Below are 21,336 nucleotides of genomic sequence, written 5' to 3'. Positions count from 1 at the left end.
GCGGCCCGGACCAAGGCCCCGGACCGCTTCGTGCGGGGCGATAGCGTGGGAGCCGATCGAGGAAGCGAGGCGACCATGGGCATCTTCTCCCCCGGCTTCACGGGGCGGCGGCACGAGTCGAAGGAGGAGCTCCCTCCCGGCCAGTACCTGGAGCGCGGCTTCCCCGTCCTCTCTGCCGGACCGACACCCCGCATCGACAAGCGCGACTGGGAGCTCACGCTCGTGACGGAGCGCGGCGAGCGCCGCAGCTGGAACTGGCAGCAGATGCTCGACCTCGGTCCCGAGGAGATCGCCACCGACATCCACTGCGTGACCGCCTGGTCAAAGCTGGGGACCTCCTGGCGGGGTGTGCCGCTCGACCGCTTCCTCGACGGAGTCGAGACCGAGGCCCAGTACCTCTTCGCGGGCTCCTACGGCGGCTACACGACCAACATGCCGCTGGGTGAGCTGAAGGGACGCGCCTGGGTCGCGTTCGAGTACGACGGCGCCGACCTCGACCCGGAGCACGGGGGCCCTGCCCGGCTGCTGGTGCCGCACCTCTACTTCTGGAAGAGCGCGAAGTGGGTCAACTCGCTGCGCCTCCTCACCGCCGACGAGCCCGGATTCTGGGAGCGGAACGGCTACAACATGCACGGCGACCCGTGGCGCGAGGAGCGCTACTGGTGAGAGTGCGCTGGGTGCCCGCGCTGCTGGTCGACGCGCACGCGCAGACGCCGGCGTCGCGCACCCTGGTCTTCGTCGCGCCCGACCTGGAGTCGCCGCTCGCGGGCCAGCACGTGGATGTGCGCCTGACCGCGGAGGACGGCTACACGGCCCAGCGGGCGTACTCGCTCGGCTCTCCCGCGGGGGCGGACCGGATCGAGCTCACCGTCGACCGGATGCCGGACGGCGAGGTGTCGCCCTACCTCGTGGACATGCTGCAGGTCGGCAACCTCATCGAGGTGCGCGGGCCCATCGGGCAGTTCTTCGTGTGGCGACCGGAGCAGACGGAGCCGGTTCAGCTGATCGCGGGCGGCTCCGGCATCGTGCCGCTGATGTCGATGATCCGCACCCGGGAGGCGGTCGGCGGCACGGCGCCGATGCGGCTGCTCTACTCGGTGCGGACACCCGAAGGCCGCCTCTACGCGGACGAGCTCGACGCCCTCGCCACGGCGGGACGTCTGGAGGTCCAGTACGTGTACACACGGGAGGCACCCGCCGACTGGGAGCGGGAGGCGGGCCGCCTGACGCCCGAGCTGCTCGCGGAGCTGACCCTGGCCCCGGATCAGGACCCCGCCGTGTACGTCTGCGGTCCGACGCCGTTCGTCGAGGCTGTCGCCGACGGACTCGTCCAGGCGGGGCACCGGGTGGCGTCGATCCGCACCGAGCGCTTCGGCCCGAGCGGCTGACGGCGCGGGCTCGGCATGACCCCCTGCACCGCTGGTTGAGGAGCGCCGCAGGCGCGTCTCGAAACCGACCGCACGCACGGGGCGCAACTCGACGCGTCGATTTGGAGACGCTCGCTTCGCGAGCTCCTCAATCAGCGGCGGAAGGGGGAACGGCACGCCTCAGCGGGCGGCGGACTCCTCCTCCTTCACCTTGGAGAGCGGGTCGGCGAGGTCCTCGAGGCTCTTGCGCTCGGCCGCGACACCGAGGAACGCCGCCACGACCCCGCCGATGATCATGATCGCGGCGCCCGCCAGGTAGCCGATGAACAGCGGGAAACGGTCCTTGCCCTCTCCGATCAGGATGCCGTACAGCAGGGGCGCGACGGCGCCGAAGATCTGGCCGACCGCGAACACGTACGAGATGACCTGGCTCCGCAGCTCCAGCGGGAAGATCTCGCTCACCGTCAGGTAGGCCGCGGAGGCGCCCGCCGAGGCGAAGAAGAACGCCACGCACCAGAACACGGTCTGCCAGACGGCATCCAGCACGCCCATGTTGAAGAGGATCGCGGACACCGCCAGCACGAGACCCGAGACCACGTAGGTCAGGCAGATCATCTGCCGCCGGCCCCAGGTGTCGAACAGGTGGCCGAGCGCCAGGGGGCCGATCAGGTTGCCGATCGCGAACGGGAAGAAGTAGAGCGCGGTCTGCTCGACGCCGTAGAAGTTGGTGAGCACGAGCGCGTAGGTGAAGAAGATCGCGTTGTAGAGGAACGACTGAGTGATCATCATCGTGAGCCCGAGCGTGATGCGCGCCGGGTAGTCCTTGAACAGGACGCGGGCGATGACGAGGAACGGGATGTTGTCCACGGCCTTCACCGTGATCGACTTCTCCTTCGGAACGTCCTCGAGCGTGACGCCCTCGGCCTCGATCCGCCGCTCGATCTCGTCGACGGTGGCCTCGGCCTCCTCCTCCCGGCCGTGGGTCATCAGCCAGCGCGGACTCTCGGGGATGTGGCGGCGAAGGAAGATGATCGCGATGCCGAGCACGGGCCCGATGAAGAACGCGAGCCGCCAGCCCCAATGCTCGTTGAAGATGTCGGGGTTGAGGAAGAACAGGTTCGCGAACGCACCGAGGGCCGCGCCGCCCCAGTACGTCCCGTTGATCATGATGTCGATCCGCCCGCGGTAGCGGGACGGGATCAGCTCGTCGATGGCCGAGTTGATGGCGGCGTACTCGCCCCCGATGCCGAGGCCGGCCACGAACCGGAAGATGTAGAGGAACCACGGCGCGAACGAGAGGCCGGCGATGCCGCTGCCGATCAGGTAGATGGCGAGCGTCAGGATGAAGAGCTTCTTGCGGCCCAGCTTGTCGGCGAGCCGGCCGAAGAAGAGCGCGCCCACCACCTGGCCCACCAGGTAGACGGTGCCCGCCAGCCCGACCTCGGCCGAGTTCATGTCGAGGGACTTCTGGTACCCGGCCGCCGCGACGATCTGGATCTCGAGGCCGTCGAGGATCCAGGACACCCCGAGTCCGACGATCACCGACCAGTGGAACCGCGTCCACGGGAGACGGTCCATCCGGGCCGGAACGAGACTGGCGTGCGGACCCTTGTTCAGGGCGGCGGCCATGCGAGATGACATACGACGGCTCCCTCGACCAGCGGCGACACCGCCGCGACGAGAGGAACTTACTCGCGCCCGTGCCGCCCCCGAAGCCGGAACAGGGGGTTGCGCGGGCGGCGCCGGGGTCGCTAACGCCGGGCGGAGACCGCCGCGACAGCCCCGGGTCAGCGGGTCAGCGTGGTCAGCGGTTCAGTGCATCCCGAACGCGGTCGGCTTGACCACGATGACCACCCGGTCCGCCGAGTCCGGCGGCGGCGCCTGCTCCGCGTTGCCGTACCGCTTGCCCAGCTCGACGTAGAAGGAGCCCGTCGGGTCCTCCTCCACCCGGTCGACGACGCCGCGGACCTCGAGGTAGCGGTACGGGTCGTCCGGATCGATGATCGTGAACGACAGGCGCGGCTCGGTCTGGAGGTTCTTCAGCTTCTGCCGCTTGGTGGTGTGCGTGAAGCGCAGGCCCTCGCCGTCCCACTTGAACCACATCGGGGTGGCGCTCGGGGCGCCGTCGGGTCGCACGGTCGCCAGCGTGCCGACGATCGGGCGCTCGAGCAGGTCTTCGTATCCGTCCGGTGTGTTCGCCATCCTCCGACCCTAAGCGGGCTCCGGCACCTGTCCGCGCAGCCGGGATCGCGGTCGCCTTCCTGCTGCACCTCCCCTGCACCCTGAACTGGGGTCTCTCCAGGCGTTTCATGATCCAGCACAGTTGGGGTGATGCATTCCGTCCCTCGGGGGTCGAGGAACGGGAAGGCTGACGTGTCGCTGGGGAGCGACGCTCTCGCACTCGTGCGAAGGCAGGCGTCAGCCGCACATCGAGGGGGAATCGATGGACCGGCGCTGGAACGTCTCCGCGATCACCGGTGGCATCGCCATGGCCGCTGTGGGCGGGATCGTGGCGGCCGCCGCGCTGTGGCCCTCCGCGCCCGCTCCCGAGGCCGCCGCTGAGACCACCGCGATCGTCTCCACCACCCCCACGTCCACCGCTCCGCTCGCCCCCATCGTGCGCGACAGCTTCACGGTGACCCCCGCCCCGGTCACGTCATCCTCGACCTCGTCGACGACGCCCACGACCACCACGACCACGTCGACGGCCGGGACCGCGATCCTCGCGTCCGCGAACCCGGACACCCTTCAGTGCGCCCCCGACGAGGAGGCCATCCCGTCCGGCGAGGAGGGCTATGCCTGCGGGCCGGCCGACCTGCCCGATCCGGGCGCATACCCGGCCCCGGGCGACGGCGGAGGCACGACCGTCCCCGCTCCTCCCGCCGGCGGGACCGGCAGCCTCCCCGGCACCGGCACGCCCAAGGCGGGCGTTCCGGCCGGCACCACCCTCCGGCTCGTGACCGGTGACCAGACGATCACGACCCCGGGCACCGTTCTCGACGGTCTCGACATCCACGGCCGGGTCATCGTCAAGGCCGCCAACGTGACCATCAAGAACTCGATCATCCGCGGCACCGACGCCGGCGGGAAGTACGGCCTCGTCGACAACATGTCCGGCTCCGTCGGCCTGAAGATCTACGACAGCGAGATCGTCGCCACCAACCCCAACTGGACCGTCAACGGCATCATGGGCTGGAACTTCGAGCTGCACCGCGTCAACATCCACAACACCGTCGACCAGGTCTCCATCGCCGGCAGCAACGTCCTCGTCGCCGACTCCTGGCTGCACGGCAACCTCTGGTACGCCAACGACCCCGACCACACCGACGGCTCCCACGACGACAACATCGAGACCGTGGTGGGCGACAACATCGTGATCACGGGCAACGTCCTGGAGGGCGCGAGCAACGCGGCCATCATGATCACCCAGGGCCGCGGGCTCATGTCCAACGTCACGATCGCCAACAACCGGATGGACAACGGCGACTGCACGGTCAACGTGTCCACAAAGGGCAAGGGCCCGATCGCCGGATTCAGCGTGACCGGCAACGTGTTCGGCCTCAACACGACGATCAAGCGCTGCGCCGTCTACAGCCCGGACAGCCCGATCGCGATGTCCGGCAACACCTACACCGATGGGGTCGCCGCGCTCCTCCGCGTGCGCTGACACCGGACCGCCCGGGCGGCTAGTACCCGGGTACGACCTCCTCGCCGAGGTCGGCACCCGACTCCGATGCCCGGCCACCTCCTCGCTCGTACCTTCGAGCCAACGAACCCCACCAGGGGGTTCTGATCGAAGGGAGTCCGCTGTGATCGAAGCACAGCACCTCACGAAGCGATACGGATCGGTCACCGCGGTGGACGACGTGTCCTTCCTCGTCCGCCCCGGTCAGGTGACCGGATTCCTCGGCCCGAACGGCGCCGGGAAGTCGACCACCTTCCGCGCTCTGACCGGACTCGACCGCCCGAGTTCGGGGCGCGCCCTGATCAACGGCGCGGCGCTCACGGACGCCATCGCGCCCCTGTCGGAGGTCGGCGTGCTGCTCGACGCCGGCAATCGGCACCCCGGCCGCACCGCACGCGCGCACCTCCGGGCGCTCGCCGCGACGAACGGAATCAGCGATCGCCGGGTGGACGAGGTCATGGAGCTCACCGGCATCGCCTCCGTCTCCGCCCGCCGCGCCGGGAGCTTCTCGCTCGGGATGTCGCAGCGACTCGGCCTCGCGGCCGCGCTGCTCGGCGACCCCGCGACGCTCATCCTCGACGAGCCGATCAACGGCCTCGACCCGGACGGCGTCATCTGGGTGCGCCACCTCCTCCGCTCCCTCGCCGCGGAAGGCCGGACCGTGTTCCTCTCCTCGCACCTGATGAGCGAGATGGCCGTCACGGCCGACCACCTCATCGTCATCGGCCGCGGCCGGATCCTTGCGGATGCTCCCCTCGCGGACGTCCTCGACGGCGCCGGAACCGAGACCGTCGAGGTGCAGAGCCCGGACGCCGACCGCCTCGCCCTGCGGCTGCCCGGAGCGGGCGTGACGGTCACGTCTGTCGCCGCCGACCGCCTCGAGGTGACCGGCCGCTCCGCCGCCGAGGTGGCCGCGCTGGCCGCAGCGGAGGGCGCCCTCATCACCGGGCTCACCACCCGCACCGCGTCCCTCGAGGACGCCTACCTCGCCCTCACCCATTCGTCCGTCGACTACGCGGCCTCCGCCGCCGCCTGAAAGGAACCGCTCCCATGACCGCACTCGCCACTCACGTGGACGAGGTCCTCCCCGTCCCCGCCGCCTCCGGCGTCAGCTTCGCCGGGGTCCTCCGCTCCGAGCGGATCAAGCTGACGAGCCTCCGCTCCACCGTCTGGACCGTCCTCTCGGCAGTCGCAGGGTCGGTCGGCTTCGCCGGCCTCATCGTGCTCGGCATCCTCGTCGCCCCCGCGGAAGGCGGAGACGCCGGCGAGATCGTCGCAGCGACCTTCGGCGAGCGCCCTGCTCTCGGCGCGATCGGCTTCGTGGTGCTGATCGCACAGCTGCTCGTCGCCGTCCTCGGCGTCCTCGTCGTCAGCGCCGAGAGATCCTCCGGTCTGCTCGCCGCGACCGTCGCCGCGGTTCCCCGCCGCACCCCGATCCTCGCCGCCAAGCTGGTGGTGAGCGGAGTGGCCTCCTTCGCAGTCGGCCTCGTCATCGGGGTCGCCACCTGGCTGGTCGTCCAGCCGAGCCTTCCCACCATCGGCAAGCCCGCCTGGGAGGTGGACGCGGGCACGCTCCAGGTGGTGCTCGGCACGGCGCTCTACCTCGCGATGATCTCGGTGCTTTCGACCGCGCTGGGCTCTCTCTTCCGCAGCTCGGCCGCCGGGCTCGGCCTCGTGCTCGGCGTCCTGCTCCTGCTCCCCGGAGTGCTGCCGATGATCCCTCTCGTCGGCGGTGGACTGGCCCAGATCCTGCCCTCGGCCGCCGGTATGCTCCTCTTCCAGCCGTTCGACCAGGTGGGCTGGGGAGCGATCCTCGCAGGCCTCGCGATCCTGCTCGCCTGGGTCGGGGCGGCCGCGGCGGGCGCCGCCGTGCTCTGGAAGAAGCGAGACATCTAGTGCCTGCCCGGACGCATTCCCCGGCGGAGCCGCTCGGCCCCGCCGGGGATGCTCCGCGTCCGGCGGACCGGCGGGGTCTCGGCATCCGGTGGGCCATCGACCTTCCGGTCGCAGCCGTCTATGGAGTCCCCCTCGTCATCGTCCGGGCCGTCCAGGTCGCCCAGGGCGTCCCCGACATCTCCCCTTGCTGATCCTCACCGCCGTCCTCAGCATGATCGCGCTGGTGTTCCGCCGTCCGTACCCGGTTGCAGTGCTTCTCGTGGTCACGCTGCTGACGACGATCGTGACCTTCTCGGTCGATGCGAACAACGACCTCTTCGCTATCCCGATCGCCCTCTACGCGGTCGCTGCGTTCCGGTCACCCCGCCTCGCCTGGGCGCTCGCGGGTGGGGCGCTCCTGGTCGGCACGGGCGGCCTGCTGCTGCACCGCGAAGAGCTGGACCCGAAGCTGCAGCCGGTCGACTACGCGACGCTGTTCCTCCTCGTGCTCGCGACCTACGTGGTGGCGATCCTGCTCGGCACCCTCGTCGCCTCCCGCCGGGAGCGGGTCAGGGCGCTCGAGGAGCGCGCCGCACAGCTCGCCCGGGAGCGCGACAACCAGGCGACCATCGCGACGCTCGCGGAGCGCTCCCGCATCGCGCGCGAGATGCACGACATCGTGGCGCACAGCGTCTCCGTGATGGTCGCGCTCGCCGACGGCGCCTCGGCTGCGGTGGAGCGCAGTCCGCAGTCCGCGAAGCGCGCTCTCGACGAGCTGGCCGCGACGGGGCGCACCGCGCTCGCCGATATGCGGAGCCTGCTCGGGGTGCTCGGCGAAGGGTCGGGGGACGAACTGCGCCCTGCTCCGACCCGTCGTGATCTCCCCGACCTGGTGAGCCGGTTCCGCACGGCGGGTCTGCCCGTGCGCCTGTCGGAGAGCGGGGAGCCGATCACCGAACCGGCCCTCGAGCTCGCGCTCTACCGCCTCGTGCAGGAGGCGCTCACCAATGCGCTCCGCTATGCGGTGGACCCCACGATCGTGTCCGTCGACGTCCGGTACTCCCCCGACCGCATCGCGCTCACCGTGACGGATGACGGCCGTGCCTCCTCGGTCCCGGCGCCGAGTATGGGATCCGCGCGCGGCCTCATCGGCATGCAGGAGCGCGCCGCCGTCCACCGGGGCACCGCGGAGAGCGGGCCGCGGCCCGGAGGCGGCTGGCAGGTCCGGGTGGTCCTTCCGCGAGCTGCCGGCTCCGCGGCCTCAGATCCCGAGGGAAGGGAAGGGCGATGACCGAGCCGCGTCCGGCGGTGCGGGTGCTCCTCGCGGACGATCAGGAGCTCATCCGCATGGGCTTCCGGATGGTCCTCGAGGCGGAGGAGACCATCGACGTGGTCGGCGAGGCGGGCGACGGCGGGGAGGCCATCGCGGCGGCCCTCGCGCTCCGTCCGGACGTCGTCGTCATGGACGTGCGGATGCCGTCGGTGGACGGCATCGCGGCGACCGAGGCGATCGTGCGGCGCCTGCCCGAGACGCGCGTGCTCATCCTCACCACCTACGACATCGACGAGTACGCGTTCGCTGGCCTGCGCGCGGGCGCGAGTGGGTTCCTCCTCAAGAACGCCCGGCCCGCCGAGCTCGTCGCCGCGATCCGGACCGTCGCAGGCGGCGACGCGATCGTGGAGCCGCGGATCACGAAGCGCCTGCTCGAGCTGTTCGGCCCTCAGCTTCCGCGCCCCGGCGACGACGCCTCGTCGCCCTCCCCCGGCGGCGCGTCCGACCCGCGGCTCTCCTCCCTCACCGAGCGAGAGTTCGAGGTGTTCGAGGCGATCGCCCGCGGCCTGACCAACACGGAGATCGCGACGGCGTTCTTCCTCTCCGAGTCCACCGTGAAGACCCATGTGGGCCACGTCCTGCTGAAGCTCGGGCTGCGCGACCGAGTGCACGCCGTGGTGCTCGGCTACGAGACGGGTGTCGTCGTGCCCGGCGGCGCGGGCGCCTGACCAGTTCCCGCGCAGGTCGGCCCTTCTGCGCGTACAGGACCGTCGCGCCGTCAGGCGGGCGGAGCCGGGTTCGCGGCCGCGAAGGCGGCGATCCCTCGGGAGACCGACTCGCCGAGTCCCCACTGGCTGCCCAGGCGCACGAGCTCCTCGCGGCCCTTCTCCGTGAGCTCGATGCGCGCGTCGACCGGCGGCAGGTCGAGGTCCCTCACGACCTGGACCACGGCCGGGGCCACCGCCAGGTAGTCGGCGGCCGCGCGGATCTTCGCCTTGACGCCCGCCGACAGCTTCACGGTCGGACCGGCGGCGGCCGCCGCGAGGATGCCGTCCAGGTCGCCGAACTCGGCGAGCAGGAGGGCCGCGGTCTTCTCGCCCACTCCGGCGACGCCGGGGAGGCCGTCCGAAGGATCGCCGCGCATGGCGGCGAAGTCCGCGTACTGGGCGGCGCTCACGCCGTACTTCGCGCGCAGGACCTCGTCGGTGACGAGCTCGAGCTTGCTCATCCCCCTGGCTGTGTTGATGATGCGCACGCCGCGCTCGTCGTCGACGACCTGGAAGAGGTCCCGGTCGCTCGTCACCACGTCGACGGGCAGCTCCGACGTCGTGGACAGCGTGCCGATGATGTCGTCCGCCTCGTAGCCGGCCTTCCCGACGATCGGGACGCCGAGGGCGGTGAGCGTCTCCCGGATGATCGGCACCTGCACCGCGAGCGGGTCGGGCACGACCTCGACGTCCGGGCCGGCCTCGACGGCCTCGGCCACGCGGTGCGTCTTGTAGCTCGGGATGAGGTCGACGCGCCACTGCGGGCGCCAGTCGTCGTCCCAGCACGCGATCAGATGGGTGGGCTCGAACTCGGTGACCAGCCGCGCGATCATGTCGAGGAGCCCGCGCACCGCGTTGACGGGAGTGCCGTCCGTGGCCCGGAGGGTGTCCGGCAGCCCGTAGAACGCGCGGAAGTACATCGCGGCCGTGTCCAGCAGCATCAGGCGGCCCTCGTTCACGGGTTCAGTGTGCCGCATGCGCCGCCGCGGCGCCGGATCCGCCCTCGTCCGAACGGCCCTTCTTCCGTCGGAGGCCGGGTCTACCATCGGCATCCGAAAGGAGGCGCGATGGCACAGGCGACGGAGGGGACGATCGCGGCTCTGCCCGCGGCGCGGCGCATCCAGCGCATCTATCTGGTCCTCATGCTGGGGAACACCCTGGCGGCCTCGTTCATCTGGGGCATCAACACGCTCTTCCTGCTGGATGCCGGGCTCAGCAACCTGGAGGCGTTCGCCGCGAACGCCTTCTTCACCGCAGGCATGGTGGTGTTCGAGATCCCCACGGGCGTGGTGGCGGACACGGTGGGCCGGCGCGCGTCCTACCTGCTCGGCACGGTGACCCTCGCCACGAGCACGATCCTCTACTGGCTCATGTGGCTGTGGCACGCGCCGTTCTGGGCGTGGGCGCTCGTCTCGGTGCTGCTCGGCCTGGGCTTCACGTTCTTCTCCGGCGCCGTGGAGGCGTGGCTCGTGGACGCCCTGCGGGCCTCCGGCTACTCGGGCGGGCTCGAGCCGGTGTTCTCCAAGGGGATGGTGGTGTCCGGGACCGCGATGCTCGTGGGATCGGTCGCCGGCGGCGTCGTCGCCCAGGCCACCGACCTGGGCGTGCCGTTCCTCCTGCGGGGCGGCGTGCTGCTCGCGATGTTCGTCGTCGCGTTCCTCGTGATGCGCGACGTCGGGTTCACGCCCGACAAGTCCGAGGGGCCCGGCAAGGCGGTGCGGACGCTGTTCCGCTCCTCGCTGAAGTACGGGCTCGGCAACCCGCCCGTGCGCTACGTGATGCTCGCCGCCCCCTTCACCGCGGGCGTCGGGATCTACGTCTTCTACGCGCTGCAGCCGTACCTGCTCGAGCTGTGGGGCGACGAGAAGGCGTACTCGATCGCCGGCCTCGCCGCGGCGATCGTCGCGGCGTCGCAGGTCGCGGGCGGCTTCCTCGCGCCCAAGGTGCGGGGCCTCTTCCGCAAGCGGACGACGACCATCCTGCTGTCCGCGGCCCTCGCTGCGGCCCTCCTCCTCAGCCTCGGCTTCACGCGCAGCTTCTGGATCGCCCTGCTGCTGCTCACCGTCTGGGGAGTGGTCGCGGCCATCGAGGGCCCGGTGCGGCAGGCGTACCTCAACGACCTCATCCCCTCCCGCCAGCGCGCGACCGTGCTGTCCTTCGACTCGCTCATGGGCAACCTCGGCGGAGTGGGCATCCAGCCGGCGCTCGGGCGCACGGCCGACCTCACCGGATACCCGTTCTCGCTCGCCGTGAGCGGGGCGATCAGCGCGATCGCGCTCCCGTTCCTGTACCTCAGCCGGCGGCAGAACGCGACGGCCGACGCGTCCGAGCAGGACGCGACGCCGGCGCCCGATGACGCGCCGGCGCCCACCCCGGCGTCGGCCACCGAGCCGGAGGGCTGAGCGGCGGGTCGCCCGCGCGTCTCCGCTGCTGATTTCGAGACGCTCGCTGCGCGAGCTCCTCAATCAGCGGGTTGAGGGGCGCCGGACGGGAGGGGAGCTCCTCGATCAGCGGGTACCGGCGGTCACCGGCGGAAAGAGTCGGTAGGGCTCAGTCGAAGGAGTTGACCGAGTGTCCGACGGCGGTGGCGAGCTCGGTGATCTCGTCGAGCACTCCCGCGGGTACCACGACGAGGGCGCGGGCGTCCTCGTCGTCGTCCTCGAGCATCACCAGGCGGAAGCCGGCGTTGCTCAGCAGGGTGTCCGCGGCCGCCATGGCCTCGTCGAGGTCGTCGGTGTCGTTCACCCGGCCGAGGTCCAGGCTCAGGCGGAACACGCGCGGCAGCTGAGCCAGGGCATCCGCGAGCTCCATGCCGGAGTCGTCCTCGTGCAGATAGGCCAGCACGCCCGCATCGTCGAGCCCGCCGAGCAGTGCCTCCCACGCATCCTCGCCGTCGTCCTCGAACGCCTCGAGCACGCGCGGCCACAGGTGCTCGTCATCGTCGAGGAGCCGGGTCAGCCGCTCCCATTCCACCGAATCTGCCACGTCCGCCATTATCGGATGCATGCCTGGACCCTCGATCACCCATGTCGTGCTGGTGGAGTGGAAGCGGGAGGTGGAGCCCGCCTCCGTGCAGACGCTCGAGCGGCTCGTCGACGAGCTGCCCGGGCAGGTCCCGGGCATCCTCTCCCTCCGCCGCGGGCCGTCCGTGAGCCCCGAGCACCTCGAGGCGGGATACGAGTGGGGGCTCGTCGTCGAGTTCGAGGACGCGGGAGCGCGCGACGGCTACCTGCCGCACCCCGCGCACCAGCCGGTGGCCTCGATCATCGGGGCGGGGGCCGAGCGCCTCGTCGTGTTCGACCTGGGGTGAGCCGGCCTCAGGCGCCTCCGACGTAGGTCGCGAGGTGCTCGCCGGTCAGCGTCGAGCGGGCGGCCACCAGCTCTGCGGGCGTGCCCTCGAAGACGATGCGGCCGCCGTCGTGCCCGGCGCCCGGGCCCATGTCGATGATCCAGTCCGCGTGAGCCATGACGGCCTGGTGGTGCTCGATGACGATGACCGACTTGCCCGCGTCGACGAGTCGGTCCAGCAGCCCGAGGAGCTGCTGCACGTCGGCGAGATGCAGCCCCGTTGTCGGCTCGTCGAGGACGTACACGCCGCCCTTCTCCGCCATGTGGATCGCGAGCTTCAGCCGCTGCCGCTCCCCGCCGGAGAGTGTCGTCAGCGGCTGCCCGAGCGTCAGGTAGCCGAGCCCGACGTCCGCCATTCGGTCGAGGATGGCGTGGGCCTGCGGGTTGCGCACGCCTCCGCCGCCGAAGAAGTCCTCCGCCTCCCGCACGCTCATCGACAGCACCTCGCTGATGTCCTTGCCGCCGAGCTTGTACTCGAGCACCTCGGCCTGGAAGCGCTTGCCCTCGCACTGCTCGCACACCGTCGCGACGCCGGCCATCATCGCGAGATCGGTGAAGATGACGCCCGCGCCGTTGCAGTTCGGGCAGGCGCCCGCGGAGTTCGCGCTGAAGAGTGCAGGCTTGACGCCGTTGGCCTTGGCGAAGGCCGACCTGATCGGGTCGAGCAGCCCCGTGTAGGTGGCGGGATTGCTCCGGCGGGAGCCGCGGATGGCCGACTGGTCGACTGAGACGACGTTCGCCCCCTTCGGGATGGAGCCGTGGATGAGCGAGCTCTTGCCCGAGCCTGCGACTCCGGTCACCACGACGAGAACGCCGAGCGGGACGTCGACGCTCACGTCACGGAGGTTGTTGCGCGTCGCGCCCCGGATCTCGAGCTTGCCGGTGGGCTTCCGCACGCTCGGCTTGAGGGCCGCCCGGTCGCCCAGGTGCCGTCCGGTGAGGGTGTCACTCGACCTGAGCTCCTCCACCGACCCGGTGAAGCAGATCTCGCCGCCCTCGGTTCCGGCCCGGGGACCCAGATCGACGACATGGTCGGCGATGCCGATCGTCTCCGGCTTGTGCTCCACCACGAGCACCGTGTTGCCCTTGTCGCGCAGCCTCCGCAGCAGATCGTTCATCCGCTCGATGTCGTGCGGATGAAGCCCGATCGTCGGCTCGTCGAAGACGTAGGTCACGTCGGTGAGGCTCGACCCGAGGTGCCGGATCATCTTGGTGCGCTGCGCCTCTCCCCGGACAGCGTGCCCGACGGACGGTCGAGGCTGAGGTAGCCGAGGCCGATCTCGACGAACGAGTCGAGCGTCTGCCGGAGGGTGGCGATGAGCGGCCCGACGCTCGGCTCGTCGATCCGCCGCACCCACTCCGCGAGGTCGCTGATCTGCATCGCGCAGGCGTCGGCGATGTTGATGCCGTCGATGTGGGAGGCGCGGGCCGCCTCGTTGAGCCGCGTGCCGCCGCAGTCCGGGCACGGGGTGAACGTGACCGCCCGATCGACGAACGCGCGGATGTGCGGCTGCAGCGCCTCCTTGTCCTTCGCGAGGAAGGTCTTCTGCACCTTCGGGATCAGGCCCTCATAGGTGAGGTTGATGCCGGTGATCCGGACCTTCACCGGCTCCTTGTAGAGGAAGTCGGCGAGCTCCTGCTCCGAGAAGTCACGGATCGGCTTCGCGGGGTCGAGGAAGCCCGACTCGGTGAAGATCCGGACCTGCCAGCCGTCGGCCGTGTACCCGGGGATGCGGATCGCGCCGTCCGCGAGCGACTTGTCCCGGTCGAAGAGCTCGTCGACGTCGATGTCGGTCACACTGCCCATGCCCTCGCAGCGCGGGCACGCCCCGGTCGGCAGATTGAAGCTGTAGTTGAACGACGGACCGGCCGACGGCTCCCCCAGTCGGCTGAAGACGATCCGCAGCATCGCGTTGGCATCGGTCGCGGTCCCGACGGTGGAGCGCGAGTTCGCGCCCATCCGCTCCTGGTCGACGATGATCGCGGTCGTGAGACCCTCGAGCAGGTCGACGTCCGGCCGCGCGAGGGTCGGCATGAAGCCCTGGACGAAGGCGCTGTAGGTCTCGTTGATCAGCCGCTGCGACTCCGCGGCGATGGTGCCGAAGACCAGGGAGCTCTTCCCGGAGCCGGACACCCCGGTGAAGACGGTCAGGCGCCGCTTCGGGATCTCGACGCTGACGTCCTTGAGGTTGTTCTCGCGCGCGCCCTGCACACGGATGAGGTCGTGGCTGTCGGCGGGCGCGGGCGCCCTTCCGTCGACGGTCGTCGCGGTCGCGGGGGTCGTGGCGGTGCTCATCCAGGCTCCATCGGCTCGAACGTCGGAGCCCTGCGGCATCCGACGCTCGATCCAACCATGCGCCGGGGACAACGGAAGGGGCCGACCGGACGGCCGGCCCGTTCCGTCGATCAGCGAAGGATCAGCGCACCGGGGAGAGCTGCGCCTTGAAGTCGCGGATCCAGGCACTCGTCGCCGGGATGCCGCCGAACGTGTAGAAGTGCAGCTTCACCGAGCCGTGCTTCGCCGGGTCGAGGCGTCCCGCGAGCTCCTTGATGAAGCGGTCCGGGCCGGCCGTTCCCAGCAGGTTGGTGAGCGAGAACCCGTACTTCTTGGCGATGCCCGCGCTGGAGGCGACGCCGAAGCGGGAGGCGAAGGTGATGAGCCGCTTGATGCCGGCAGGTCCGGGCACGCCGATCCGGATCGGCAGGTCGATGCCCTTGGCCCGGACCTGCTCGATCCAGGCGACGACGGGGTCCACGTCGAAGCTGAACTGGGTCAGGATCGTGCCCGGCAGGCCCTGCTCCTGGAGCACGGCGAACTTGCCCTCGAGGGCGGCCCACAGGGCGTCGTCCTTGATGTCCGGGTGCCCTTCCGGGTAGCCGGCGATCGACACGTTCTTCACGCCGTACTGCTGGAGAAGACCCGACTTGATCACGTCGAGGGCGCCGTCGTACGGGCCCTCGGGCTGGTGCGGGTCGCCGCCGACGCTGAAGACGTTCTCGCTCGCGCCCTGCGCCTGCAGCGCGGCGAGGAACTCCTCGAGCATCTCCTGGCTCTTGATGCGCCGGGCGGAGATGTGCGGAACCGGGATGAGGCCCTGGTCGAGCACGGCCTTCGCCGCGGTCGTCCGCATCGCGAGGTCCTCGTTGCCGAGGAAGGTGACGTTCATCCGGGTTCCCTGGGGAAGCACGGGGGCCGCCTCGAGCAGACCCGGAACGTCCTTGCCGGTCATCTCGAGCGAGAAGTCATCGATGAGTTCGGCGGGGGTGATCGCCATCGGTATCCCTTTCTTCAGGCGCTCCGGGGAGCGCCAGGTGGTCGTGCGGGGCTGGTCTTCGGTGTTCGCGCCTCAGCGCGCCGCCGCGGCCTCGAGGCCGCGGTAGACGGTGCGGGCGAAGTCGTGGAACGGGGCGGGCGCGACGGTCGCGCGGATCCGCACCTGGCGGTGGGCGGCGTCGACCTGCGGCTTCTGCGAGATGGGGTCCTCGCCCCAGACGACCTCGACCTCGGCGCCGTCCTCGAGCTCGAGGTCGAGCGTGGCCAGCGACATGTAGAGCTGGTCGTAGGAGACGTAGCCGGCGTCGGTCGAGATGCCGACCAGCTTGTCGCCGGAGCGGACCTCGTCCATCTGGTAGAAGCCGTAGCGCGCCTTGGGGAAGTCGAGGAACTTCGCGGGGATGCCGGGCTCGACCTGGGAGCGGACGACGGCCGCCACGTCGTCGGCGTTCCAGATGAGGGTGACCTTGCGCCGCTTCTGGTTCTCGGCGATCTTCTCGAGCGCCTCCCGACCGTGGAAGTCGTGGTCGAACTTCACCGAGCGGCCGAGCCCGATGTCGAACGGGGTCATGTAGAAGTCGTGCACGTCCGTGGAGTACAGGGAGCCGGCCACCGAGCCGATGCGGGCGGCGGGGAGCCACTCCCGATACTCGGCGAAGTCCTCGTCGAAGACGGCCGGGAAGGGGTCGGCACCCAGCCGGACTCCTGCGGCGAGCTCGAATACGCCTTGGCGCCGACGCGGCGGATGTCGTACTCCGCCCCGGCCTCCATCAGCGTGTTCATGATCAGCTCGTTGTCCTCCCACGGGCCGTAGAACTCGAAGCCGGGCTGGCCGGCCATGCCGTGGCGCAGGCCGTACACGTGCTTGCCGGCGATCTCGAAGTCGCCGATGTGGAAGAACTTGACCGCGGGCGCGGGGCCGCCGAGGACCTTCTCCATCACCTCGTTGGCGACGGGGCCCTGCAGCTCGTAGCGGTAGAACGTGGGAGGGCCCTGGCGCATGTGCGAGTTCGCCTCGAGCCGGTGGTGCACGTCCTTGCCCGCGGCCTCCGCCTTCTCCGCGTTGTAGCGCACCCAGTCGATGAGGATGTGGTGCCCGATGAGGACGATGCCCTCGGGCCCCTCCTCGTTGTAGAAGAGGATGCCGTCGCCGACCAGATAGCCGTCCTTGTTGACGGAGATCAGCTGCTTCGCGACGCCCTTCCGGAAGGTGGCGAACGTGTTCGGGGAGATGCCCTGCAGCATCGGGATGAGATCCTCGCCGTGCAGGAAGAGCTGCGTCATGTGGTGCGACTGATCCATGATCGCGACCGTCGTGTTCCAGGCGCGCTGCTCGTCGCGCCAGTTCGTGAACTCGGGGGCGACCGGGAAGGTGAAGGCCGGCCAGTTCTGGTTGCGCAGCAGCTCGATGGGGCTGCCGACCCGGGCGATCGCCTGGGCGAGAGTCTCTGACATCGTCGTCGTCCTCACTGTCGTTCCGGCGACACCGCCGGGGAGTGGCGTCAGTCTAGGTTTCGGCTCCGAGAGCACATCGACATATTCGAATGAAGCGAATACGGTCGTCCCGGAGGCACAGTGGCACGCGGATCGAACGGCATCTCGGCGGTGAGCAGGGTGCTCGCCGTGCTCGATTCCTTCAGCATCGACTCCCCTTCCTGACGCTGACCGAGATCGCGCGGCGGGCCCAGGTGCCGGTCTCCTCCGCCCACGGCATCGTCGGCGAGCTCGTGGAGCACGGGCTGCTCGAGCGGATGCCCGACCGCAGCTACCGGGTCGGCGTGCGCCTGTGGGAGATGGGGAGCCGCACCCCCGGTGTGCTCGGGCTCCGGGAGATCGCGTTCCCGCACCTGCAGGCCGTGCAGGCGGTGGTGCGGCAGCACACCCAGCTCGCCGTCCGCAGCGACCTCGACGTGCTCGTCATCGAGCGCCTGTCCGCCCGCGACGCCGTCGTGAACGGCTCGATGGTCGGCGGGCGCATCCCTCTGCAGCACTCCTCGAGTGGCCTGGTCCTGCTGGCGGCAGCGGAGAAGGATCTGGTTCCCCGCATCGTGAAGCGAGGACTCGACCCGCAGACGGACGCCGGCATCTCGACGGAGAAGGAGCTGCGCGAGGCGGTCCTCCGCGCTCGCCGGCTCGGCCATGCCGTGACCGAGGGCTTCCTGTACCCGGGCACGCGCGGCATCGCGGTGCCCATCCGCGGCTCGCAGAACGTCGTGGTCGGGGCGCTCGGCGTCGTCGTCGCCAACGACGGCAACTCCCCCGCTGACTACGTGCTGCTGCTGCGCAGGGCGGCGGCGAGCATCTCGGAGGCGCTGCTGCGCAGCTACCTCCCGCCGGACCACCCGGGCGCCCGCCCGGGCGGCGCCTACCGCGCCCTGGTCAACTCCTCCGACCGCTCCATGGCCTACCTGGAGCACCACGACGGCGTGTGATGCCCCGCGAGGTGGCACCCCGGAAGTCTCGAGGTGGCACTTGTTGCTGCCACCTCGGCGCTGAAGCAGCACCAAGTGCCACCTCAGCGCTTCTACTCGGCTGTGTGAGGACGCCAGGCGCGAGGGGCGCCGGTTAGGGCGCGGAGAACTTTCGGGCGCTCAGCCCGAGGCTTAAGACGAGGGGAGGCGGCTGGCCACCGCTGCCGAGTCGCGTTCCAGCGTCGCCGAGCGCACCCCGAAGCACCGAGCGCGCCTCCCCCGCGTCGAGCGCGCCCTGAAATACCGAGCGCACCCCGTATACGAGGTGCGCTCGGCGGCACGGGGTGCGCTCGGCGAAGAGGGGGCGCGCTCGGTGCGAAAGGGCGCGCTCGGCGCGCTTCGGCCGTCTCACCGAAGGAAGCGGGTGAGCTCGCGCCCGCCCGACTTCTCGTCTTCAGCCGTCGGGGAACCCCTCGACGTCGCGGCGCCCCTGGGGTCGTCCTCCCGCGTCAGGGCGCAATCCCACCCGCCGAGGTGGCAGTTGTTGCTGCCACCTCGGCGCTGAAGCAGCACCAAGTGCCACCTCGCCCCGGCGACTCGCAGCGGGGCGCACCCCGAGGTGGCAGTTGTTGCTGCCACCTCGGCGCTGAGGGAGCACCTAGTGCCACCTCGCGGCGGCCCGCCCCTTACAGGAAGATGACCGTCGTGTTGCCGTCGCGGGCGACGCGGTCCTCGCAGTGCCACTCGACTGCGCGGGCCAGCACCTGGCGCTCCACGTCCGCACCCCGGCGCTGCAGGTCCGCTGCCGTGTCCGAGTGCTTGACCCGCACGACGTCCTGCTCGATGATCGGGCCCTCGTCGAGGTCCTCGGTCACGTAGTGGGCCGTGGCGCCGATCAGCTTCACGCCCCGCTGCTTCGCCTTCGCGTACGGGCCGGCGCCGATGAACGCGGGCAGGAAGGAGTGGTGGATGTTGATCACCGGCACCTCCACCTCGCGGAGGAAGTCGCCCGTGATGATCTGCATGTACCGCGCGAGGACGACGAGGTCGACGTTCCCGCGCAGCAGCTCCAGGTGCCGCCGCTCGGCAGCCTGGCGGTCGCTCTTGTCCACCGGCACGTAGAAGTACGGGATGTTGAAGGGCCGCACCTCCTCGGCCAGGTCGGCGTGGTTCGAGATCACCATGGAGACCGTCATGGGGAGCTCGCCCCGGCGGTGCCGCCAGAGCAGGTCGAGCAGGCAGTGGTCCGACTTCGACGCGAAGATCGCGACGCGCTTGAGCTGGGCCACGGGCCTGAGACTCCAGGTGAGTCCCAGACCCGTGGCGAGCCGCTCATCGAGCTTGCGCTCGAGCTCCGGTCGCGCCGCCGAGAAGCCGTCGAGGTGGAAGACGGTCCGCTGGTAGAAGCGGCCGCCTTCCGGGTCGGTCGAGTACTGGTCGAGGGAGCTGATGTTCGCCCCGGCCTCCTGCAGCAGCGTCGACACTGCGGCCACGATCCCCGGGCGATCCTCTCCGCTGATGAGCAGGCGGACGCTGTCCGCGGGATCGCTCGCCGCGGCGATCCGCCGCTGCTCCGAGCTGTCGGTGCCGGGTGTCGTACTGGTGCTCACTCGTCCTCCTCGATCGGTTCCGTGGATCAGGCGTTCGCGCTGCGCCAGCCGCCGTGGTACTCGTTGCGAGCGGTGACCGAGTAGGGCACCGGGCTCACGACGACGCGCACCTCGGCCTGCGTGTGCGGGTTGGCGGACGTCTTCTCCGTGTTCGGGTCCTCGCCCCACAGCACGCGGAGCTCGGTGCCGATCTCGACGTCCGGGTCGACCGTGGCGAGCGACAGTCCGCGCCGCTCGTTGGCGCTGTAGCCGGTGAAGAGAGAGGCGCCCACGATCTTGCCATTGGCGTCGATGACGGAGTCGAAGTTCGACGAGCCGTAGTTCGCGTTGGGCAGGTTGAAGAACTGGTTGCCCGGTCCCTCGACGTCCAGGAGCGACGTCATGACCTTGCCCAGGTCCTCGGCGTTCCAGGCGAGCGTCACCTTGCGGCGCTGCGTGGCGGGGTCGATCTTCTCGAGCGCGTCGCGGCCGATGAAGTCGTGGTCGAACTTCACGAAGCTGCCGTAGCCGAGCTCCCAGGGGTTGAGGTAGTAGTCCTCGATGTTGTCGGAGACGAACGAGCCGGCGAGCGCGTTGGTGGCCTCGTAGCTGTCGACGGGCAGCCACTCGCGGTAGGCGCGCTCGGCCTCGCTCGAGTAGACCGCGGGCAGCGGCGACGGGATCCAGCCGGACTCGAGCGTGTTCGACGAGTAGGCGCGGGAGCCCACGGGCTCGAGCCCGAACTCGCGGCCGGCCTCGAGGATGGCGTTGCGGATGCGCTCGGCGTCCTCGTAGGGGCCCCAGAGCTCGAGGCCCGGCGCGCCGGCCATGCCGTGACGGAGGGTGCTGACCTCGGTGCCGTCGATCGTGAGCTTGCCCATGCGGAAGAACTTGACCTGCTCGACGGTGCCGCCCTGCAGCTTCTCGATGATCGGCCAGGCGTTCGGGCCCTGGATCTGGAGGCGCCAGTACTTGCGGCTCACGGCCTTGCCGTAGGGGCGGCCGGGCGAGCGGCGGTCGACCTCGATGTCGACGTCGTAGCCGCTCTTCTCACCGTGGAAGAGGAGCCAGTTCGACACGGGGGCACGGCCGACGTAGACGTACTCTCCTCGATCTCGTGGAAGAGGATGCCGTCGCCCACGACGCCGCCGTTGGAGGCGACGGGGACGAGCTGCTTGGCCATGCCGACCGGGAAGTTCGCGACCGAGTTGATGGCCGTGTCCTGAAGCAGCTTGAGGGCGTCCTTGCCGCGGATGATCAGGTTGTCCATGTGGTGCGACTGGTCGAAGAGGACCGCGGTCTCGCGCCACGCGCGCTGCTCGCGCTGCCAGTTGGTGAACTCCGCCGGCACGACGGGATAGATGTACGCGCCGATCTTGGAGTTGCGGAGCAGGTCGACCGGATTGCCCGTCTGGTCGAGGAGTTCCTGGAGATTGCTGGGGCTGCTCATCGTTCTCTTTCCTTTCGATGGTGGGGTGGGACGCGTGCCCGAGGGCACGAGGTTCAGGCGCGGGCGGCGCTCGGAAACGGAGACGTGCACGAGCGCGGCGAATCGGATCGACGCACGGAGGCGGCCGGCGAGAGGCGGACGGCGCGGTGCGCGGGGGCGAGCGACGGGGCGGCAGTCAGAGATGCGGAAAGCGAGTGGCCGCAGCCTGCTCGGACTTCGCACACACCCAACCGGAACTCCTTCGTCCACCGACCGGCCCTTGCCGGGCTCGACATTGGCAACGTATGCCGATCGATG

At 70.2% G+C, this 21,336-nt stretch carries 18 protein-coding genes and 2 pseudogenes; 10 read left to right on the top strand and 10 right to left on the bottom strand.

Features of this window, described 5'->3' with window-relative positions; translation table 11 throughout:
- Positions 1-75: 75 nt before the first annotated feature.
- Together QUE51_RS10375 and QUE51_RS10370 are read left to right on the top strand one after the other, a co-directional pair.
- Entirely contained in the window at positions 76-666 is a 591-nt protein-coding gene (locus QUE51_RS10375; RefSeq protein WP_286276337.1) for a molybdopterin-dependent oxidoreductase, read from the top strand.
- Positions 663-1,388 carry a ferredoxin reductase gene (locus tag QUE51_RS10370; RefSeq protein ID WP_286276336.1) on the top strand — a complete coding sequence of 242 codons (726 nt, stop codon included), beginning with the start codon at positions 663-665 and terminating at the stop codon, positions 1,386-1,388. The genes QUE51_RS10375 and QUE51_RS10370 overlap by 4 nt, the downstream gene beginning before the upstream one ends.
- Before the next feature lie 159 nt (positions 1,389-1,547).
- Here the strand turns inward: QUE51_RS10370 and QUE51_RS10365 are convergent, their stop codons facing one another.
- Entirely contained in the window at positions 1,548-2,996 is a 1,449-nt protein-coding gene (locus tag QUE51_RS10365) for an MFS transporter (RefSeq protein WP_286276335.1), read from the bottom strand.
- A gap of 183 nt (positions 2,997-3,179) precedes the next feature.
- Entirely contained in the window at positions 3,180-3,569 is a 390-nt protein-coding gene (locus QUE51_RS10360; RefSeq protein WP_286276334.1) for a PPOX class F420-dependent oxidoreductase, read from the bottom strand.
- 241 nt (positions 3,570-3,810) lie between these two features.
- On the opposite strand from QUE51_RS10360, the gene QUE51_RS10355 reads away from it, so the two are divergent.
- From QUE51_RS10355 to QUE51_RS10335, 5 genes are all read left to right on the top strand, one after another.
- Positions 3,811-5,034: a right-handed parallel beta-helix repeat-containing protein gene (locus QUE51_RS10355; protein WP_286276333.1), complete on the top strand. Its 1,224-nt coding sequence runs from the start codon at positions 3,811-3,813 to the stop codon at positions 5,032-5,034.
- Between the two features lie 142 nt (positions 5,035-5,176).
- Positions 5,177-6,088 carry an ATP-binding cassette domain-containing protein gene (locus tag QUE51_RS10350; RefSeq protein ID WP_286276332.1) on the top strand — a complete coding sequence of 304 codons (912 nt, stop codon included), beginning with the start codon at positions 5,177-5,179 and terminating at the stop codon, positions 6,086-6,088.
- Between the two features lie 14 nt (positions 6,089-6,102).
- Positions 6,103-6,948, top strand: a complete 846-nt coding sequence (locus QUE51_RS10345; protein WP_286276330.1) for an ABC transporter permease subunit — start codon at positions 6,103-6,105, stop codon at positions 6,946-6,948.
- A 184-nt stretch (positions 6,949-7,132) separates the two neighbouring features.
- A complete protein-coding gene (locus tag QUE51_RS10340) occupies positions 7,133-8,218 on the top strand; it encodes a sensor histidine kinase (RefSeq protein ID WP_286276328.1) in 1,086 nt (361 codons plus the stop codon).
- Positions 8,215-8,928: a response regulator transcription factor gene (locus QUE51_RS10335; RefSeq protein WP_286276327.1), complete on the top strand. Its 714-nt coding sequence runs from the start codon at positions 8,215-8,217 to the stop codon at positions 8,926-8,928. Before QUE51_RS10340 ends, QUE51_RS10335 begins: the two co-directional genes overlap by 4 nt.
- Positions 8,929-8,978: 50 nt before the next feature.
- On the opposite strand, the gene QUE51_RS10330 is transcribed toward QUE51_RS10335, so the two are convergent.
- The gene (locus QUE51_RS10330) at positions 8,979-9,908 is read right to left on the bottom strand and encodes a 5'-3' exonuclease (RefSeq protein WP_286279351.1); all 930 of its coding nucleotides are present in this window, start codon (positions 9,906-9,908) and stop codon (positions 8,979-8,981) included.
- A gap of 126 nt (positions 9,909-10,034) precedes the next feature.
- On the opposite strand from QUE51_RS10330, the gene QUE51_RS10325 reads away from it, so the two are divergent.
- Positions 10,035-11,369, top strand: coding sequence for an MFS transporter (locus QUE51_RS10325; protein ID WP_286276325.1), 1,335 nt, complete (start codon positions 10,035-10,037; stop codon positions 11,367-11,369).
- A 148-nt stretch (positions 11,370-11,517) separates the two neighbouring features.
- Here QUE51_RS10325 and QUE51_RS10320 read toward each other — a convergent pair whose 3' ends face one another.
- Positions 11,518-11,952, bottom strand: a complete 435-nt coding sequence (locus QUE51_RS10320; protein WP_286276324.1) for a DUF6630 family protein — start codon at positions 11,950-11,952, stop codon at positions 11,518-11,520.
- 19 nt (positions 11,953-11,971) lie between these two features.
- On the opposite strand from QUE51_RS10320, the gene QUE51_RS10315 reads away from it, so the two are divergent.
- Entirely contained in the window at positions 11,972-12,277 is a 306-nt protein-coding gene (locus QUE51_RS10315; protein WP_286276322.1) for a Dabb family protein, read from the top strand.
- Positions 12,278-12,284: 7 nt separating this feature from the next.
- Here QUE51_RS10315 and QUE51_RS10310 read toward each other — a convergent pair.
- From QUE51_RS10310 to QUE51_RS10295, 4 genes and pseudogenes are all read right to left on the bottom strand, one after another.
- Positions 12,285-14,611: pseudogene (locus tag QUE51_RS10310) on the bottom strand (ATP-binding cassette domain-containing protein).
- Positions 14,612-14,732: 121 nt separating this feature from the next.
- Complete coding sequence (locus QUE51_RS10305; protein ID WP_286276320.1) at positions 14,733-15,590, bottom strand: methylenetetrahydrofolate reductase; 858 nt, start codon at positions 15,588-15,590, stop codon at positions 14,733-14,735.
- Between the two features lie 72 nt (positions 15,591-15,662).
- Positions 15,663-16,202: a hypothetical protein gene (locus QUE51_RS10300; RefSeq protein ID WP_286276318.1), complete on the bottom strand. Its 540-nt coding sequence runs from the start codon at positions 16,200-16,202 to the stop codon at positions 15,663-15,665.
- The gene (locus QUE51_RS10295; protein WP_286276317.1) at positions 16,157-17,044 is read right to left on the bottom strand and encodes an aminomethyltransferase family protein; all 888 of its coding nucleotides are present in this window, start codon (positions 17,042-17,044) and stop codon (positions 16,157-16,159) included. The genes QUE51_RS10300 and QUE51_RS10295 overlap by 46 nt, the downstream gene beginning before the upstream one ends.
- Before the next feature lie 89 nt (positions 17,045-17,133).
- On the opposite strand from QUE51_RS10295, the gene QUE51_RS10290 reads away from it, so the two are divergent.
- Positions 17,134-18,021 carry an IclR family transcriptional regulator gene (locus QUE51_RS10290; protein ID WP_286276315.1) on the top strand — a complete coding sequence of 296 codons (888 nt, stop codon included), beginning with the start codon at positions 17,134-17,136 and terminating at the stop codon, positions 18,019-18,021.
- A gap of 665 nt (positions 18,022-18,686) precedes the next feature.
- Here the strand turns inward: QUE51_RS10290 and purU are convergent.
- Both purU and ligM read right to left on the bottom strand, forming a co-directional pair.
- Positions 18,687-19,562 (bottom strand): formyltetrahydrofolate deformylase, encoded by an 876-nt coding sequence (gene purU, locus QUE51_RS10285; protein ID WP_286279348.1) that lies wholly within the window; start codon positions 19,560-19,562, stop codon positions 18,687-18,689.
- Positions 19,563-19,636: 74 nt separating this feature from the next.
- Positions 19,637-21,039, bottom strand: a pseudogene (gene ligM, locus QUE51_RS10280) (vanillate/3-O-methylgallate O-demethylase).
- Positions 21,040-21,336: the final 297 nt, after the last annotated feature.

The sequence above is a fragment of the Naasia aerilata genome (genome assembly GCF_030296595.1).
GTDB lineage: Bacteria > Actinomycetota > Actinomycetes > Actinomycetales > Microbacteriaceae > Naasia > Naasia aerilata.
Note: the sequence above shows the minus strand (reverse complement) of the source record. Positions and strands in the feature narration are given on the sequence as shown.

Excerpts from the sequence above, each read along its gene's own strand:
- QUE51_RS10375 (WP_286276337.1), top strand. The coding sequence starts at position 76 with ATGGGCATCTTCTCCCCCGGCTTCACGGGGCGGCGGCACGAGTCGAAG.
- QUE51_RS10365 (WP_286276335.1), bottom strand. The coding sequence starts at position 2,996 with ATGGCCGCCGCCCTGAACAAGGGTCCGCACGCCAGTCTCGTTCCGGCC.
- QUE51_RS10360 (WP_286276334.1), bottom strand. The coding sequence starts at position 3,569 with ATGGCGAACACACCGGACGGATACGAAGACCTGCTCGAGCGCCCGATC.
- QUE51_RS10355 (WP_286276333.1), top strand. The coding sequence starts at position 3,811 with ATGGACCGGCGCTGGAACGTCTCCGCGATCACCGGTGGCATCGCCATG.
- QUE51_RS10345 (WP_286276330.1), top strand. The coding sequence starts at position 6,103 with ATGACCGCACTCGCCACTCACGTGGACGAGGTCCTCCCCGTCCCCGCC.
- QUE51_RS10335 (WP_286276327.1), top strand. The coding sequence starts at position 8,215 with ATGACCGAGCCGCGTCCGGCGGTGCGGGTGCTCCTCGCGGACGATCAG.
- QUE51_RS10330 (WP_286279351.1), bottom strand. The coding sequence starts at position 9,908 with ATGCTGCTGGACACGGCCGCGATGTACTTCCGCGCGTTCTACGGGCTG.
- QUE51_RS10325 (WP_286276325.1), top strand. The coding sequence starts at position 10,035 with ATGGCACAGGCGACGGAGGGGACGATCGCGGCTCTGCCCGCGGCGCGG.
- QUE51_RS10315 (WP_286276322.1), top strand. The coding sequence starts at position 11,972 with ATGCCTGGACCCTCGATCACCCATGTCGTGCTGGTGGAGTGGAAGCGG.
- QUE51_RS10305 (WP_286276320.1), bottom strand. The coding sequence starts at position 15,590 with ATGGCGATCACCCCCGCCGAACTCATCGATGACTTCTCGCTCGAGATG.
- QUE51_RS10295 (WP_286276317.1), bottom strand. The coding sequence starts at position 17,044 with ATGTCAGAGACTCTCGCCCAGGCGATCGCCCGGGTCGGCAGCCCCATC.
- QUE51_RS10290 (WP_286276315.1), top strand. The coding sequence starts at position 17,134 with ATGAAGCGAATACGGTCGTCCCGGAGGCACAGTGGCACGCGGATCGAA.